13 protein-coding genes and 1 pseudogene are annotated in these 14,858 nt (G+C 63.7%); 3 read left to right on the forward strand and 11 right to left on the reverse strand.

Features of this window, described 5'->3' with window-relative positions; all coding sequences use genetic code 11:
* Positions 1-14: 14 nt before the first annotated feature.
* Entirely contained in the window at positions 15-1,286 is a 1,272-nt protein-coding gene (locus tag OKW45_RS12140; RefSeq protein ID WP_429468344.1) for an efflux RND transporter periplasmic adaptor subunit, read from the reverse strand.
* A gap of 441 nt (positions 1,287-1,727) precedes the next feature.
* Here OKW45_RS12140 and OKW45_RS12145 point away from each other — a divergent pair, with 441 nt between their 5' ends.
* The gene (locus OKW45_RS12145; protein ID WP_429468347.1) at positions 1,728-2,618 is read left to right on the forward strand and encodes a 2OG-Fe(II) oxygenase; all 891 of its coding nucleotides are present in this window, start codon (positions 1,728-1,730) and stop codon (positions 2,616-2,618) included.
* A gap of 188 nt (positions 2,619-2,806) precedes the next feature.
* Here the strand turns inward: OKW45_RS12145 and OKW45_RS12150 are convergent, their stop codons facing one another.
* The 9 genes and pseudogenes from OKW45_RS12150 to OKW45_RS12190 form a co-directional block, all read right to left on the reverse strand.
* Entirely contained in the window at positions 2,807-3,814 is a 1,008-nt protein-coding gene (locus OKW45_RS12150) for a response regulator (protein ID WP_429468350.1), read from the reverse strand.
* Entirely contained in the window at positions 3,814-4,938 is a 1,125-nt protein-coding gene (locus tag OKW45_RS12155; protein ID WP_018423813.1) for a hybrid sensor histidine kinase/response regulator, read from the reverse strand. The genes OKW45_RS12150 and OKW45_RS12155 overlap by 1 nt, the downstream gene beginning before the upstream one ends.
* 8 nt (positions 4,939-4,946) lie before the next feature.
* Positions 4,947-6,303, reverse strand: a pseudogene (locus OKW45_RS12160) (sensor histidine kinase).
* 22 nt (positions 6,304-6,325) lie between these two features.
* Positions 6,326-7,717 carry a class I SAM-dependent methyltransferase gene (locus tag OKW45_RS12165; RefSeq protein WP_429468353.1) on the reverse strand — a complete coding sequence of 464 codons (1,392 nt, stop codon included), beginning with the start codon at positions 7,715-7,717 and terminating at the stop codon, positions 6,326-6,328.
* A 101-nt stretch (positions 7,718-7,818) separates the two neighbouring features.
* Positions 7,819-8,244, reverse strand: a complete 426-nt coding sequence (locus tag OKW45_RS12170; RefSeq protein ID WP_429468355.1) for a hypothetical protein — start codon at positions 8,242-8,244, stop codon at positions 7,819-7,821.
* 24 nt (positions 8,245-8,268) lie between these two features.
* Positions 8,269-8,676, reverse strand: coding sequence for a DUF2000 domain-containing protein (locus OKW45_RS12175; RefSeq protein ID WP_018423816.1), 408 nt, complete (start codon positions 8,674-8,676; stop codon positions 8,269-8,271).
* Between the two features lie 44 nt (positions 8,677-8,720).
* Positions 8,721-9,566: an AraC family ligand binding domain-containing protein gene (locus OKW45_RS12180; protein ID WP_429468358.1), complete on the reverse strand. Its 846-nt coding sequence runs from the start codon at positions 9,564-9,566 to the stop codon at positions 8,721-8,723.
* Positions 9,567-9,743: 177 nt separating this feature from the next.
* Positions 9,744-10,262, reverse strand: a complete 519-nt coding sequence (locus OKW45_RS12185; RefSeq protein WP_429468361.1) for a hypothetical protein — start codon at positions 10,260-10,262, stop codon at positions 9,744-9,746.
* Between the two features lie 466 nt (positions 10,263-10,728).
* Positions 10,729-11,361 (reverse strand): cysteine hydrolase family protein, encoded by a 633-nt coding sequence (locus tag OKW45_RS12190; protein ID WP_429468364.1) that lies wholly within the window; start codon positions 11,359-11,361, stop codon positions 10,729-10,731.
* Between the two features lie 233 nt (positions 11,362-11,594).
* Between OKW45_RS12190 and OKW45_RS12195 the strand changes: the two genes are divergently transcribed.
* Both OKW45_RS12195 and OKW45_RS12200 read left to right on the forward strand, forming a co-directional pair.
* Positions 11,595-12,590: an aldo/keto reductase gene (locus OKW45_RS12195; protein WP_429468367.1), complete on the forward strand. Its 996-nt coding sequence runs from the start codon at positions 11,595-11,597 to the stop codon at positions 12,588-12,590.
* A gap of 159 nt (positions 12,591-12,749) precedes the next feature.
* Positions 12,750-13,076 (forward strand): hypothetical protein, encoded by a 327-nt coding sequence (locus OKW45_RS12200; RefSeq protein WP_429468370.1) that lies wholly within the window; start codon positions 12,750-12,752, stop codon positions 13,074-13,076.
* Between the two features lie 10 nt (positions 13,077-13,086).
* Here OKW45_RS12200 and OKW45_RS12205 read toward each other — a convergent pair whose 3' ends face one another.
* Positions 13,087-14,727 carry an MFS transporter gene (locus OKW45_RS12205; protein ID WP_429468372.1) on the reverse strand — a complete coding sequence of 547 codons (1,641 nt, stop codon included), beginning with the start codon at positions 14,725-14,727 and terminating at the stop codon, positions 13,087-13,089.
* Positions 14,728-14,858: the final 131 nt, after the last annotated feature.

Below are 14,858 nucleotides of genomic sequence, written 5' to 3' on the forward strand. Positions count from 1 at the left end.
GGCGCGGGGGTCCGTTACGACGAGGCGGCTTCGGACGCGGCCGGCGCAGGCGATGCCGGCGCGCTCGACGCCGGCGCGGCTTCGGACGCGGCGGCGGGCGCCTTCGGGCCGACGGCGGACGCGCCGCTCGCCGCTGCGGCGGACTTCGGATGCGCCGGCTGGATCTTCGCGCCGTCGTTCAGACGATCCGTGCCGTCCGTCACGACCTGGTTGCCGGCCGCGAGTCCCGACACGATCACCGTGTTCTTGCCGTCGCTAGGCCCGAGCTTGACCTTGTGCACGGACACCGTGCTGTCCGGATTGACCAGATAGACGAAGTCGCCCGGCGCGCCGGACTGTACCGCGGCGGTCGGCACGAGAACCGCGTTCTGCATCGTGTCGACGAGCAGCTTCACGTTGACGAACTCGTTCGGGAACAGCGTTTCGTCGTCGTTCGCGAAGGTCGCGCGCAAGGTGACGGTGCCGGTCGCGGTCGCCATCTGGTTGCTGACCGCGTACAGCGTGCCGGTCGCGATCTCGCGCGAGTTATCGCTCGAATACGCGGTGACCGGCAGCTTCGCGCCGGTGGCGAGACGCTGCACGATCGACGCGAGCGAATCCTGCGGCACCGTGAACTGCACCGTGGTCGGCTTCACGGTCGTGATGACGACGATGCCCGTCGACGACGACGCGGTCACGTAGTTGCCCGGATCGACGAGCCGCAAGCCGACCTTGCCCGCGATCGGCGCGGTGATGCGGCAATAGGCGAGGTCGAGATCGAATTGGGCGATGTTGGCGAGGTCGACCTTCACCGCCGCTTCGTCCTGCTGCACGAGGAATTGCTGATCCGCGAAGGTTTGCTGCGCGATCGACTTGTGTTCGTTCAGCTGCGTATAGCGCTCGAGATCGGCGCGCGCCTGCGCGAGCGACGCGCGGTCTTTCGCGAGCGTCGCTTCCGCCTGCTGCTTGCTGATCTGATACTGGCGCGGATCGATCTGCGCGAGGAACTGGCCCTTTTGCACCTCCTGGCCTTCGTGATAGCCGACTTCGGTCAGATAGCCGCTCAGCTGCGGCAGCACGGTCACGGTTGCAGTCGGCGTGACCGTGCCGAGCTCGCTCAGCGTGACCGGCATCGAACCGAGCGTCGCCTGCGCGACGGTGACGACCATCGCCGCGTTCTCGCGCACCGGCTTCTTGCGCGTCAGCAGATGAACCGCGACGAGCGCGACCAGCACGAGCACGACAACCGCGAAGATGATGAGCCCGCGTCGGGAGCGCTTTGGCGGCGGGGACACGGTTTCGCTCATGTTGATCTCCGGGAACGGATTTTGGTGCTGATACTCGGTTGGAAGCTCGTCCGCCGACGGGACTGCGCAAAAGTGCCATGGTTCCCGCGCGTTGTCATCAGTCGAAGGCCTCCGGACGTGTTGTCATGAAGATGTAAGGAAGTGGGGCAAGGGCTTGAATACGGGCATGCGTGAATGTAACCGGCTTGCGCCGGCCTTGAGTTACAGGGGTGCAACATGTTGGCCGGTGAAAGAGTCAGGGGCATCGGTCGGGCGGCACGTGGGGGCGGACACCCGCATGGGCCGAGTTATGGGCGCGGCGGGACATCGCAATATGCGGTAACAGACGACAGCCAACTGACAACCGGGCCGTGCGTCCAGAGTCGTCACAATCGTCCGCTATCATCGCGAGCCAGCGTCGCGCGCGCCGCGACTATCACGACACCCCACAACCTCGCGCCGATGTCCATCACCGTCAATTTCCCAGCCGAAGTCCGCGACTGGATCGCCGCCAACCTTTCGCGCGGCGTCGCGCCCCAAGCGATCGTCAACGAACTGGTGAGCCGCGACAACGCGGCCGAGCTCGCGTCGGCGATGGTCGATGCGGTCGCATCGGCGTTCCTGTACGGTATGGCGTTGCCCGGCGACAAGCTCGAAGTCGGCAGCGCGCCGCTCAGCTACCAGCCCGAGCCGCTGCGCGTGCCCGACGGTCCGCTGATCCAACTCGGCGAGCGCAAGGTGCGCGTGCTGTCGCGGCTGCAACGACCGGCCGCCGTGCACATCGCCAATTTCCTGAGTGCCGATGAATGCGAGCAGTTGATCGCGCTCGCACAGCCGCGGCTCGACCGGTCGGCCGTCGTCGATCCAGTGACCGGCCGCGATGTGATCGCCGGTCATCGCAGCAGTCACGGGATGTTTTTCCGTTTGGGCGAGACGCCGTTGATCTCGCGCATCGAGGCGCGCATCGCGGAACTCACGGCAACCCCGGTCGAGAATGGCGAAGGCCTGCAAATGCTGCACTATGAGGAAGGCGCGGAGTCGACGCCGCACGTCGACTATCTGATGACGAGCAACGAAGCGAATCGCGAGTCGATCGCGCGCAGCGGCCAGCGCATGGGCACGCTGCTGATGTATCTGAAAGATGTCGAAGGCGGCGGTGAGACGGTGTTTCCGCAGATTGGCTGGTCGGTCGCGCCGCAGCGCGGGCATGCGCTCTATTTCGAATATGGGAACCGCTTTGGGCTGTGCGATCCGAGTTCGCTGCATGCGAGCACGCCGCTACGTTCGGGAGACAAGTGGGTGGCTACCAAGTGGATTCGGACGCGGCGCTTCGCGCCTCGCGTTCAGGCTTGAGAAGTCAGGCCTGAAAGGCAACGCTTGTCGAGATGAAAAGGGCGTGCTGATTGTCCGCGAGCGTGGAAAAACATTCGAACGACTCGCGCGAGCCGTTGTCAGCTTCGCGCTGCTAGCCGAGGCGGGTTGCAGCGCGAAGCCAGTGCGAGTAGTGACGCGTCAGACGCCGCGCCCTCGAAGCAAGGTCATCAGAACTGCTCGATCCACGTGGCGAGGCGATCGGCGGCGAACTCGCTACCGCGCTGCGCCGGCCGGAACGCGATTGCATCGCCTTCACTGGCCGGCTGCAGTGCAACGTCATTGCCGTCGAGCCACAGAAGGCTCGCCAGCCATACCGCGTGCCCGCCCGACACCGCGTTGTTGCCCGGCTCCGCGAGAAACTCCGCGAGTGTGGCCGGCTGGTCGCACACGAGACCATCGCCTTCGCGGCGCACATTGATGCCTGCCTCGGAAAATACCCCGGCCAGCGTCGTCAGTGCGTCGCTCGCAGTCACGCTCGCGCTGCCGTGACGGCTGCGCAGCGTGGCGAGGTGCGCGGCCACCGTATGACCGAACGCGCCGCTGCGGGCACTCTCGGCCGCGATCAGATCGGAGTAGTCCTGCAGCAGCCAGTCCGGTTCGGAGTTCGGCACGTCGGCGAGTACCGCTGCGGCGAGATACGTCTCGACCGGCTGAAAGCGCTCGGGCCCGATCAGCGTGGCCGACAGCGAACGCAACAGACCGATGCGGGTGGCGACCACCTGCTTTTGCAGCACGCCCAGCTTCTCGCGCACCAGCGTGTCGCGCTCCTTGCGCAGCTCGGCCAGCTCGAGCGCCTGCTTCAGCTCCATGCGCAGCGCCGTGATGTCCCAAGGCTTCTTGATGTAGCGATGGATGTGACCGAGGTTGACGGCCGCGACGGTCTGATCGATTTCCGAATACGCGGTGGTCAGAATCCGCACGACATGCGGAAAGCGCTCGCTCGCATAGCGCAGCAGCTCGTTGCCGAACTCGCCCGGCATACGCTGGTCGGAGACCAGCACCCCCACCCTGTCGCCGTGCTCGTCGAGCAGCGCCTTGCCCTCTTCCACCGAGCCGCCAGTCAGGACCGGCGCCAGGCTTCCGATGGCACGCTGGAAGTACTTTACGGCGGTAGCTTCGTCATCGACGAAGATGATCGCCGGCGCCAATTCCTCTGTGGCTTTTGCTTCGTTCATCAACAACTCCTGTGCGTTTGACCTTTGATATGGGGGAAATCCAGCACTACGGTGGTGCCTCCCCACGACGTGGACTCGATCCTGAGTCCGCCGCCACAGGACTGCATGACACGGTTGCATAGAATCAGGCCCAAGCCGTTCCCCCCGGATTTCGCGTGCGTTGTAATTGGGTCCGTCAACAGGCGGTCTTTGATCTCGGGCGGAATTCCCGGCCCGTTGTCGCAGATGCCGATGCTCGGGTGGGGTTCCGTTGTCACGGTAAAGCGCACCGACGGCGACGACACATCCGCGAGCGCGCGCAACGCGTTGGACAACAGCGACGACAGCACGAGCGCCACGCAATTCGGTTGCGTGAGCACGGCAAAGTCGCTGTCGACGTCGACCTGCACCCACGAGCGCTGCGCGGTCGTAAACGGATACGTATCGAGCAACGCCGAGATCAGCCCATGCGCGGTACTCTCGATGCGCGCCTCGTCGCCCTCCAGTTGCCGGCGCCGCCCGTTGTGGACCGAGCGCCAGAAGGACGACACCACCGCCATGCAGTACTGCGCGCTCTCGCGCATCGATTTCGCGGCGCCGAGAATTTCGCCTTCCGCATCGCGCTCCGCGTCGATGCGGTCTTCGATGCTGTGCGCGTTCAACGCGATCGCCGCGAGCGGCGTGTTCAGTTCGTGCGCGATGAACGCCAGGGTTTCGTCGATGGCGATCAGGCGCTGATTCTGCATCGCGCGTTCGTGGTAACGATCGAACGCAAGTTGCAGCGTATCGCGCACTGCCGCCGGCTTCAGCGGCTTTTCGAGGATGCGGAACACCTCGCCGGTGTTGACCGTCCGCAATAACATCTCGACGTCTGCATAAGCAGTGACCAGAATCCGCACGATGTGCGGATATTCCAGCGCCACCTGGCGCAGCAGTTCGCCACCGTCACGCCCCGGCATGCGGAAGTCCGTGACCAGCACCGCGATGCGGGCGTGGTCCTGCTCGAGGATAGCGATCGCCTCATCGCTGCTCGTAGCGAGCAGGACCTCATAATCGGCACCTACGGTGCGCGCGAAATATTTGCAGGCCAACTCTTCGTCATCGACGTAGAGAAGAGTGGGCTGTGTCTGTCGGATGTCATTCATGGCGTTTCTCAGGGTGCGGGCGACAGATCGAAACTGAATGACGCCCAACTGCCCTGCTCGCTCTCAGCAAACAGCAGGCCGCCATGACGCTCGATCACCGCATAGCTGATCGACAGCCCGAGGCCCAGGCCTTGCCCCACTTCGCGGGTGGTAAAAAATGGCTCGAACACGCGCGCGATATGCTCCGGAGCGATGCCCGGCCCGTTGTCTTTTACCGTCACATGCAGGCGGTCTTCGGTCCATCTTACGTTGACGTGAATTGCCGGCGCGGGCGTGCCCGCCTTGCGCATCGCCAGCACCGCATTCGACAGCAGGTTGATCAGCACGCCGATGATGGCCGCCTCGTCGCCCTGCACCAGCGTATCCGCGGGCAGCTCGCGCGTGACGGTGACGCCGCGCAATTCATGCCCGACGAGCCGGATCGCCGAATCGAGCGCCTTTTCGAACAGGAACGGCGTGCCCAGCTCCGCCTCGGCGCCGGGCTTGCGATACGCGAACGTCTTCAGGTCCGACACGATGTGCTGGATCCGCTGCATGCCCTGCCGCGCATCGACCAGACATTCCTGCAGCGTCGGCTCCTTCTTCGAGATCGGCTCTTCCAGCGCAACCTCGATTGCCATCAGACAGAAGTTCACCGGGTTGTTCACTTCGTGCAGCAGGCCGGCCGCGAGCGTACCGATCGCCGCCATTTTTTCCTGCTGCAGCAGTTGGCCCTTGATGTCGAGCAACTGCCGATTGATCACTTCGAGTTCGGCGTTCTTCGCGGAGACCTCGCGCGTTTTTCTCGGACACCTCGGCCTTCAGGCGAAACAGCATGAAGCGCACGCGTTCGTTGAAAAACGTGTAGACGGCACTTGCCGCAGCGGCGAACAGAAGGAGCAGAACATTGACGGTCATCGTGCCGAGCGGCACGCCGTCATGCGGAGGCAACAGGCAGGCCAGCAGATACAGAAAGCAGGACAGCACGCCGAACACGAGGTTTTGCCAAAGGCCGAATGGCAACGCAATGCCGGACGCGAAGATGGCCAGATTCAGGCCCATGTAGTAAGGCGACAGAACACCATCGGTGCGCCAGATCATCCATGAAATCATCGCCTGCGGCAGCAGCAGCCAGGACAGCGTCAGCCATGGAGTAAGCCGCCGCCCCATGCTGGTGTCGAGCAAGGCGATGACACCGCCGATCATCAACGACACGAGCAGGCGCGCGAGCGCGAACGACGTCTGATACTGCGGATACTGCGCGTAATCCAGCCCCACGCCGAGCAGCACGAGCGCAATCGCCGTGCACGCGCCGCCCCGGCTGAACGTGACGCGAAAGTCGGCCAGCTCGGTTTGATAGCCGCTTTGCAAGGGACTGGTAGTCATGGACAGGGATGTCGACACGGTTTCAGAGGATCGTGGCTTCCGCGAACACATTCACCCCGGTCACGTCGACGTAGAGCTTCTGGTCAGTGGAGTTGGCGGGAAGCAGCGAGCTCATGCCGCTCTCGTTCCGATAGATCAGATACCACTCGAGCAGATGCTCCATCCCGTACTTCTCCGGATTCGCCGAATGGACGTTGGTGACCAGCAACTGGCCGCCAGCTCGCGTGCGAGCGGCGAAGTAACTCAGGAGACGCGCGCAGACCTTGTCCGACAGATAGTCGAACAGACCCGCGCAGTACACCGCGTCGAATTCGCGCGCGGAGGGGTCCGTTGAAATTTTACGCTTGAGCAGATCGTGCACCGACTGATGCACCATTTGCACCGAGGCTTTATGGCCCGCGGCATTCGCCGAGCTTTCGATCGCGTCCTTCGTAAACGCCAGCGTTTCCTCGCTGAAGTCGACCAGCTCGAACGACAGCAGCTCCGGATGCGGATATTCGCGCACGAAGCGCTGGATCTCGAAAGCGGGCCCGCAGCCAACGTTGAGAATGCGGAACGGCCTGCCGGCAGCGCGCGCCGCTTCGGCCTGACGCGTCAGAAAGTCGATCAGCAGCGTGATGCGGTTGCGGTGCGCGGTCGCGACCGCCGCTTGCAGGAACGCAGTATTGACGATCTGGAAGTATGTGGTCGGACCTTGCTGCGGATCGCTGAGGATCTGGTTGACCATCTCGTAGTCGCCGGCATAGCCGAGCGGCTTGGTGAACGTGCGGTAGACGAATGGCGCGCGCAGCAGCAACGGATGCAGTGCCGCTTGTGCATACGTGCGATGCACGGGTGCGGTCTCGGCTTCGACGCGCTCGGCCTCTTCCTCCAGGCGGTCGAGGAAGAACTTGATCTTGAGCATGATCGGCGTGGCGAGCTCGTAGAACAGGTCCTCGCGCAGCCTGCCTTCTTCGGTCTTCGGCAAGCTCTCGGTCAGGTCGACCTGCTCGACCCAGCGCGACACTTCCGACAGGAATGCGCGCATCTCGTTCACGACGATCTGATAGTCGCGCCGGATATTGAAACGCGCGTCCCAGTCGCTAATAAAGAGTTCTGCTTCCCGGCCGACCGACTTCGCTTCATTGGGCAGAACGCTAAGCTCGCGCCATTCGTCGATGAGTGCCAGCGAAACCACCGCGGTCAGACCGGTGTTCACCAGACTCACCACCACCGCCTTGCCGAGATAGGCATTCTTGGTGCCCATGCGCACGCTCAGCTCGCTTAACACCTCGCTGACCTGCACGATGGAATAGGGGTTATAGACCTCCATGACCAAAGACTTTCTCTGGAGGTTGATGATCGTCCCACGCACGTGCTCGCGCTGCGAGTTGCGGAAGCTGATCACCGGGTCGATTTGCGTTTGAGAGTACACGGTATTAGTACCTGAGGAATCCGGGAACGCAGCAGGGTGTTGGAGAAGTCCAGTGAATGGCTGCCGCATGCACGACACCAGCGACAGGTCGTGGACGCGTTTCAAACCACAGTTGAGCTGGAAACACCAAAGCCCCTTGCCAGAATGGCTCCAGCGGGTTGCAGTGTAACATCAACACATTCAATTCTGACTGAGGTCAAATTCAGGATGAAAAGTATACGCAAGGTTTTCTTGCGAGCATGTACGTGCTGTAGAAAGCCGTTTTTGCAAAGAACCATTTGAAACGAGTTGGCGAGCGCGCGGGTGCAATCGCCGACAATTCGTTTCTCGACAAAGACTTGCAATCGCATTGCCACGATGGCGGCACGATCCGCTATTGAGCGGGTGCGTTGCTTGTGCCTTTCTGATCTATGCCCTTTGGATATGCCCCGTGCATTCGCCGAATAAGCGTTTTTTTTTTTAACGCAATTCGCGTCCGGCGCGGCAGACGTTTTTCTTTTAGAGTTCGGCGCGAGTACCGTCGACATCGAGCGGCTCGCGCACTCGTTGACTCATTCGTGCAAGGCCAAGCCTTTCACGGCCTTGTCGACGGCTTTCTTCGGTCCGTGCAGTGCGAGACCGACGAGGTCGAGATTCGCCGCGTCCTCGGCGCGAAAGACTGCGCGATTCGCCGCGTCATGTCCTGTCGAAAACATCGCGTGCACATACGGCACGATTCGGAGCTCGCGCGACAGCGCCTGCCGATGCGCGCCCTGCAGACCGAACCGGTCGGCGGCGAACACCATCATCGGCTGGCCGAGCATGCGGCCGTAGCGGTGCCCGGCGGCATCCTCGTAGGGTTCGCCCAGCGCATCGGGCGCCGCGGCCGCGACACCGGTCGCGAGAAACGCGATCACATTGAGCTTCTGCCAGACCGCGAGATCGCTGCGCACGATCAGCGCCACTTTGGTATCGAACATGATGACTCCTCGTTGAGCCGCTCATGATCGACGATGCCGCGCGATCAGTCTGGAACGTTTGTGCACATCTGCCGGTACGCCGCCGGCGTCATGCGGTACGCCCGACGAAACCAGCGGCCGAGATGGCTCTGATCCGCGAAGCCGACTTCGGCGGCGACCTGCGCGGGCGTGCGGCCGGTCGCGAGCAGGCGCCGCGCGGCGCGCAGGCGCAAGCGCACCAGATACGCGTGCGGCGAGGTGCCGAACGCGCGCTGAAACAGACGCGTCAACCTGAACCGGTCGATGCCGGCAACTTCGGCGAGTTCGTCGAGCCCGAGATTGCCGTCCATGTGTTCGTGCAACAGATCGCGCACCCGCGTGATCGCAGGTGACGCAGCGAGGTCGCCGCTCAGCGGTGCATCGCGCAGCTGGGCGCCGAGTTGCAGCAGCAGACGATCGAGCGTCTGGTCGCGCGCGAGCCGGCCCTCGTTGCCGTAAATCGCGGCGAAGGCCCGGCCGATCACATCGACGAGCGCGCGGTCGTCGACCAGCGTACGGCCGAACGCCGCCTCGACGCCGGCCAGTCCCGGCAGATCGAGCCGCCGCGCCGCGCGCTCGACCCAGGCTTGCGGCAGATACAGCATCGCGTAGGTGAAGCCGGCCGCCTCTGGCGCGTGACCGTCGTGCAGCGCGCCGGGCTCGATCAGGATCGCGCGGCCCGGCACGCTCGTGTGCAACGACCGATGACACTGGAAGCGTTGCACGCCCTGCTCGGTATAGCCGATCAACATGTCGTCGTGATCGTGCGGATCGTAGGCGTGGCCGCCGAAATGCGCGCGCAGGCTCTCGATGCCGGTTTCGGCATCGCGGCGGGCGATTAGCCAGTTGGCGGGACTAAGTGGAGTGGGCATGGTTTGGAGCTGGCGGGCAGCGGGCGATGCGGCCAGCGGATAGTGTACGGCAGCGGGGGAATCGGGTTGGGCCAACGCCCCCGCCGGCGAAACGTCCTGACGATGTCAGTGCAACTCACCCCGCTCGTCGCCGACCAGAACGACGATGACAACGACCGTTCCTGTCGACGAAGGCAATCAGGGTCGCGGCTTCTTCGAACGCGGCGGCCGTGCGTTGACGAACGGGTTATAGCCGCGCGAACTCGCCGGCCGATCCTGTTCGGTCGCGCGGCGGCGCTTGCTGGATCGTCCGTCGCCCGACAATTGCGCAAGCAGTTCTTGCGATTCGGACTCCGACTCCACTTCCGTTTCATCCACGGGCGGCGCGGTTTTTTTGCGTCGCGCGGTTTTTGGCTGCGCTGCTTTCTCGTCCGTATCCGACGCGACGCCCGCGATGTGTTCGATCACGGTCATGAACGATGCCGATGCCGATCGGACAGGTTGTCCCGGCAGCATCGTCAGCGCGACGATTTCGTGCAGTGAACGACCGTCCACGGAGCGGCCCTGCACCGTGTCATGCCAGTCGACATCCGCTTGCGCGAAGGCGCCGATCACACGTTCGAGCACTGCCGGCGACAGGACGCCGCCGTCGTATAAGCGGATGACGACGCTTTCGAACATCTGGAGCGGGGCGATACCCGTTGTTTTCGGCGCCACGTTTTGTCGTCCGGTTGGTTTCTCTTCCAGTATCAGCCAGCAAATCACATGCCGATGCGGAGAGTAACTCATCGTGATCGCCGAATATGGCATGCACGAGGCGTGAATCATGCTCGCATGCAGTGACGCCCGCTTGCGCAAGCCGGGCGTCGCCGGTCGAGCCAAATCGACGCGCCGTCGTAGCAAATTAGAGAGAACCATCGATCGAGCCGCGGGACGTCATCACGGCCTTGTCATATGGCGTTGGGAAGATCGCGGCGCCATCCAGGCCCGCGACGTCGAGCGGTCTTGAGTCTTGCGGCACAGAAGGCACAGAAAAAAACGACGACCGACAACCCACACGACCCAACGACCATGAAAAGAAGCGCCTCGACACTCGCCGGTTTGGGAGTCATGCTTTCGCTCGCCGCTTGCGGCCCCGACAATGTCAGCTCGCCCGCCACCGGCTCGAGCCGGCGATATTGGTCTACGCGAGCAGCAGTAACGCATCCTCCAGTGACAGCACCGTTGTACGTGAATCGAATGCGGTAGAAAACAGATGCTCGTGGACCACCTGGTCCGGGTCGTAACAGCAATCCTTCACTGTATACAGGCGGAAGTCCGCGTCGCTGGCGTACGCGACCGAGGAGAGCACGACTCCGGTCGACGCGATGCCGACCATGATCAGCGAATCGATACCTTGCCCGGAAAGCTTCGCCTCCAGATCGGTGCCGAAGAACACGCTCGCACGATGCGCGATGACGAGCGGTTCGTTGGCCTGCTGGCCCAACTCTGGCGCGGTCCGGTCTGCGAGGAAGAGGCCAAGACTTTTGATTCCCTGCCCATTCCTGTTCAACGGGCTGACTTCCGGATAGCCCGGACTGAACCTGAGGTTGGCGAAATAGACGCTGACGCCTTTGGCCCGGGCCGCGTCGCATAACCTGCGCGTATTGGCGAGCAACGCGGGCGCGACCGACGGAAAGAGTCCGAGAATGTCGGTCTGGTAGTGCATGACGACAAGCGCGGTTCGCGATGGTGCGATGGCCGGAATCCGTGCACTCGCGCGAGTGCCGCCGAGCCCGTCGTTCGCGATGCCGTCAGAACCTGCGTTGGTTGTCATTACGCCACCTTCATCCGGGTTCCACGTCCTGTTGTCGGAGCGGCCGCTTCGATGCCGTGGAAATCATACTTCATCGCATCGCGCGGGCGATCATCGATTCCGCCTGGACGCATACCCTACTTCAACGGCCCTGCCCGCTTGCTACACTATGTACAAAGGTCGCCGGCGCTCCCGCAAGAGTCATGAACCGCCTGCGACGCAACTTCGCTAAAAAATAGAGGATGAGCATCCAAATGACGCTTTCGACGAGAAAATTTGGTCGTACCGGCTGGAATGTGTCGGAAATCGGTTTTGGGGCATGGGCGATCGGCGGCTCGTGGGGCAGTGTTGCGGAAGATGACGCCAAGGCCGCGCTAAATGCCGCGCTCGATAACGGTGTCACGTTCATCGACACGGCCGATGTCTACGGCGATGGTCGCTCCGAACGGATCATCCGCGACGTGCTGCGGCAACGAGGCGGCGAACGTCCGATTGTCGCCACCAAGCTCGGGCGCCGACTCGACCCGCATGTGACCAGCGGCTATCTGAACAAGCGCGAGCTCGAAGCTTTCATCGACCGGAGTCGCTCGAATCTCGGCGTCGACACGCTCGACCTGGTCCAGCTGCATTGCCCGCCGACGGAGGTTTACTACCGTCCCGAGGTGTTCGACGCAATGGACGACTTCGTCGCCGCGGGCAAGATCCGCTACTACGGCGTGTCGGTCGAAAAGGTGGAAGAGGCGCTGAAGGCGATCGAATATCCGAACGTGGTTTCGGTGCAGATCATCTACAACATGTTCCGTCAGCGTCCATCCGATCTGTTCTTCAGGCAAGCGCAAAAGAAAGACGTTGCGGTCATCGCGCGAGTGCCTCTGGCGAGCGGCATGCTCACGGGCAAGATGTCCGCGGATTCGACTTTTGCGTCAGACGACCATCGTGCATTCAATCGGCATGGCGAGGCGTTCGACGTCGGCGAAACGTTCTCCGGCGTGCCCTACGACGTCGCGTTGCAAGCGGTCGACGAACTGCGCGGCCTCGTACCAGTGAACGCCTCCATGGCGCAGCTGGCTCTGCGCTGGATCCTGATGGAGGATGCCGTCTCCGTCATCATCCCGGGCAGTAAAAACGCGGCCCAGGCGGCGTCGAACGTCTCGGCCGCGAGCCTCGCGCCGCTGTCCGACGAGGCAATGCAACGGGTCCGGGATGTCTATCAGCACCATATCGCGCCGCACGTCCATCAGCGCTGGTAAAGGCAACGCGGTGGCGGCTTCGCGGTGGGCGCATTCGACATGCAGGGAGCACCCGGAATAAATTGTGTTTGCACCTGGACTCTGGAGAACCCCATGACAGACATCGCACTTGCACGCAAAGATGCTTGCCTCGCAGTGGTTCATGCGGTACTGACGGACTTGAGCGACGACAGCAATCTGATCGGCGCGGCTCTACGTGTTGCGGACTACCTCGTAGATGATCTCGAAGGCAAGATCACCGAGACCGACGCCATACTGCTCGCTGTCACCGCGCTAACCAGGGTCAATCGCGCGATTCGCGAGTGGAACGACGTGGACGGCAACGCGATGGACGCGATGAGAGTCGCGGATTTCGTCATCGATGAACAAATAAACGGGTACGACAGCGCGCCACATCAACCGACTTCGTCGGCGGCAAGAATCGAGGCGCGAGCGGCCGCGGTGATCCGGCCGACGGGGTCCCCGGTGCGGCCTGTTCACCACTGAGTTTCGTATCTCACTCCGGGCGCGCCACCGCCGGCCGTTTCAGCGGCTGGATGGTGGCCATCGCAAGCCCCGCTCCGGCGAACGCACACGCGGCGCAGACGAGCGCGACGGCCCGCAGCGCGTCGGTCATCGCATCGGCTTGCGCGCGCGCCACGGATGTCTCGCGCGGCGTATGCGGGGCGCCCGCCGCCCCTCCCGCCTGCTCGACCGGCGCCAGCAATTGCCCGGTCTGGCGCGTATCTTGCGGCACATGCAGTTCGTCGAGGCGCGCCGATAGCGCCGCGTGGTGCGACCACACGAATACGATCCCGAGCACTGCAATCGCCAGCAGACCCGCCACGCGCGCAACGGCGTTATTGATGCCGGACGCCACGCCTGTGCGGTCGCTCGGCACCGCGCCCATCACGGTCGTGGTAAGCGGCGCGACGGTGATCGTCATGCCGAGCCCGAGCACGACGAGCGCAGGGAAGAATTCAGCCCAATAGCTGCCGCGCACGAACGGCAGCGCCAGCAACGTGAACCCGACTCCGGCGACGCCCGGGCCAACGGTCAGCAGCGTGCGCGAACCGAGGCGGCTAGTCAGACCGCCAGTGAAGCGCGATAGCAAACCGATGATGAAAGGCACCGGCAACAGCGCCGCCCCCGCTTCGGTCGCGGTGTAGCCATGCGCGCGGATCAGCGTGAACGGCAGGAAGAAGAACATGCCGCCAAGGCCGAAGTAAAGCAGCAGTGTGACGAGGTTGGCGCCGGTGAAGTCGCGCGAGCGAAACAGATCGAGCGGCACCATCGGGTTGGGGCTACGCGCCTCAATGGTCACGAATGCGGCGAGCATCAGCACGCCGGCGCCGATCGCACAGAATACGAGCGGATGGGCGAAGCCACGCGCCGATGCCTCGGTCAGGCCGAACGTCAGCGCACCGAGGCCCGTGGCCGCGCTCAGTGCGCCGGGCCAGTCGAGCTGTCCAGGCGCATCGGCCCCGTGGCTGTTGGGCACCGCCGATATGGCGAGCGCGATCGTCAGCGCCGCGAGCGGGACGTTCAGGAAGAAGATCGCGCGCCACGACCACGCGTCGACGAGCCAGCCGCCTGCCATCGGCCCCACGGCCGACGTGATCGCGCCGATGCCCGCCCAGGTGCCGATTGCCCGTCCGCGCGCTGCGTCGTCGAACACCGCGCCGATTATCGCGAGACTGCTGGGTACCAGCAGTGACGCGCCGATGCCTTGAACCGCGCGCGCCGCGACCAGCGCAAATGCATTCGGCGCAAACCCGCAAGCGGCCGACGCCAGCGTGAAAAGCGCGACGCCCGCGATGAACACCGTGCGCCGGCCGAGCTTGTCGCCCATCGATCCGCCGACCAGCACGAGGGAGCCGAGAAACAGCAGATACGCGTTGACGACCCACTGCATCGCCGCGACGCTCGCGCCGAGTTCGCTCTGAATGGAGGGCAGCGCGACGTTGACGACGGAGCCATCGATGAACGCCATGCTCGAACCACCGATCGTCGCGGCCAGCGCCAGGCGCTTGCGCGGGCACGGGCGGCCGGTCGTGACGGGCTGCGTGCGGATGACGAGCTCGTCGCACGGGCTCGCCTGCGCGGCGACGATGTGCGCCGTCCTCGGCTTGCTACCAGGATGATCAGGGTCGGCCACGTTCCCTCCCGTGCTGGTCGATGAAGACTTAGAGCCTGTTCGTGCCACCGAGGCTAGTCAACCCCGCAGCGCAACATCGCGGAGCGGGTTTTGCCCATTCGGGGTGTCCCGCGCCGCCGGACGGGACGCCA

The sequence above is a fragment of the Paraburkholderia lebeckiae genome, from assembly GCF_050436225.1.
Lineage (GTDB): Bacteria > Pseudomonadota > Gammaproteobacteria > Burkholderiales > Burkholderiaceae > Paraburkholderia > Paraburkholderia tuberum.

What these genes read in the sequence shown, in the direction of transcription:
- OKW45_RS12150 (WP_429468350.1), bottom strand. Translation starts at nt 3,814, where the DNA reads ATGAACGAAGCAAAAGCCACAGAGGAATTGGCGCCGGCGATCATCTTC.
- OKW45_RS12180 (WP_429468358.1), bottom strand. Translation starts at nt 9,566, where the DNA reads ATGCCCACTCCACTTAGTCCCGCCAACTGGCTAATCGCCCGCCGCGAT.
- OKW45_RS12145 (WP_429468347.1), top strand. Translation starts at nt 1,728, where the DNA reads ATGTCCATCACCGTCAATTTCCCAGCCGAAGTCCGCGACTGGATCGCC.
- OKW45_RS12170 (WP_429468355.1), bottom strand. Translation starts at nt 8,244, where the DNA reads ATGTCGACGGTACTCGCGCCGAACTCTAAAAGAAAAACGTCTGCCGCG.
- OKW45_RS12140 (WP_429468344.1), bottom strand. Translation starts at nt 1,286, where the DNA reads ATGAGCGAAACCGTGTCCCCGCCGCCAAAGCGCTCCCGACGCGGGCTC.
- OKW45_RS12175 (WP_018423816.1), bottom strand. Translation starts at nt 8,676, where the DNA reads ATGTTCGATACCAAAGTGGCGCTGATCGTGCGCAGCGATCTCGCGGTC.
- OKW45_RS12195 (WP_429468367.1), top strand. Translation starts at nt 11,595, where the DNA reads ATGACGCTTTCGACGAGAAAATTTGGTCGTACCGGCTGGAATGTGTCG.
- OKW45_RS12155 (WP_018423813.1), bottom strand. Translation starts at nt 4,938, where the DNA reads ATGAATGACATCCGACAGACACAGCCCACTCTTCTCTACGTCGATGAC.
- OKW45_RS12190 (WP_429468364.1), bottom strand. Translation starts at nt 11,361, where the DNA reads ATGACAACCAACGCAGGTTCTGACGGCATCGCGAACGACGGGCTCGGC.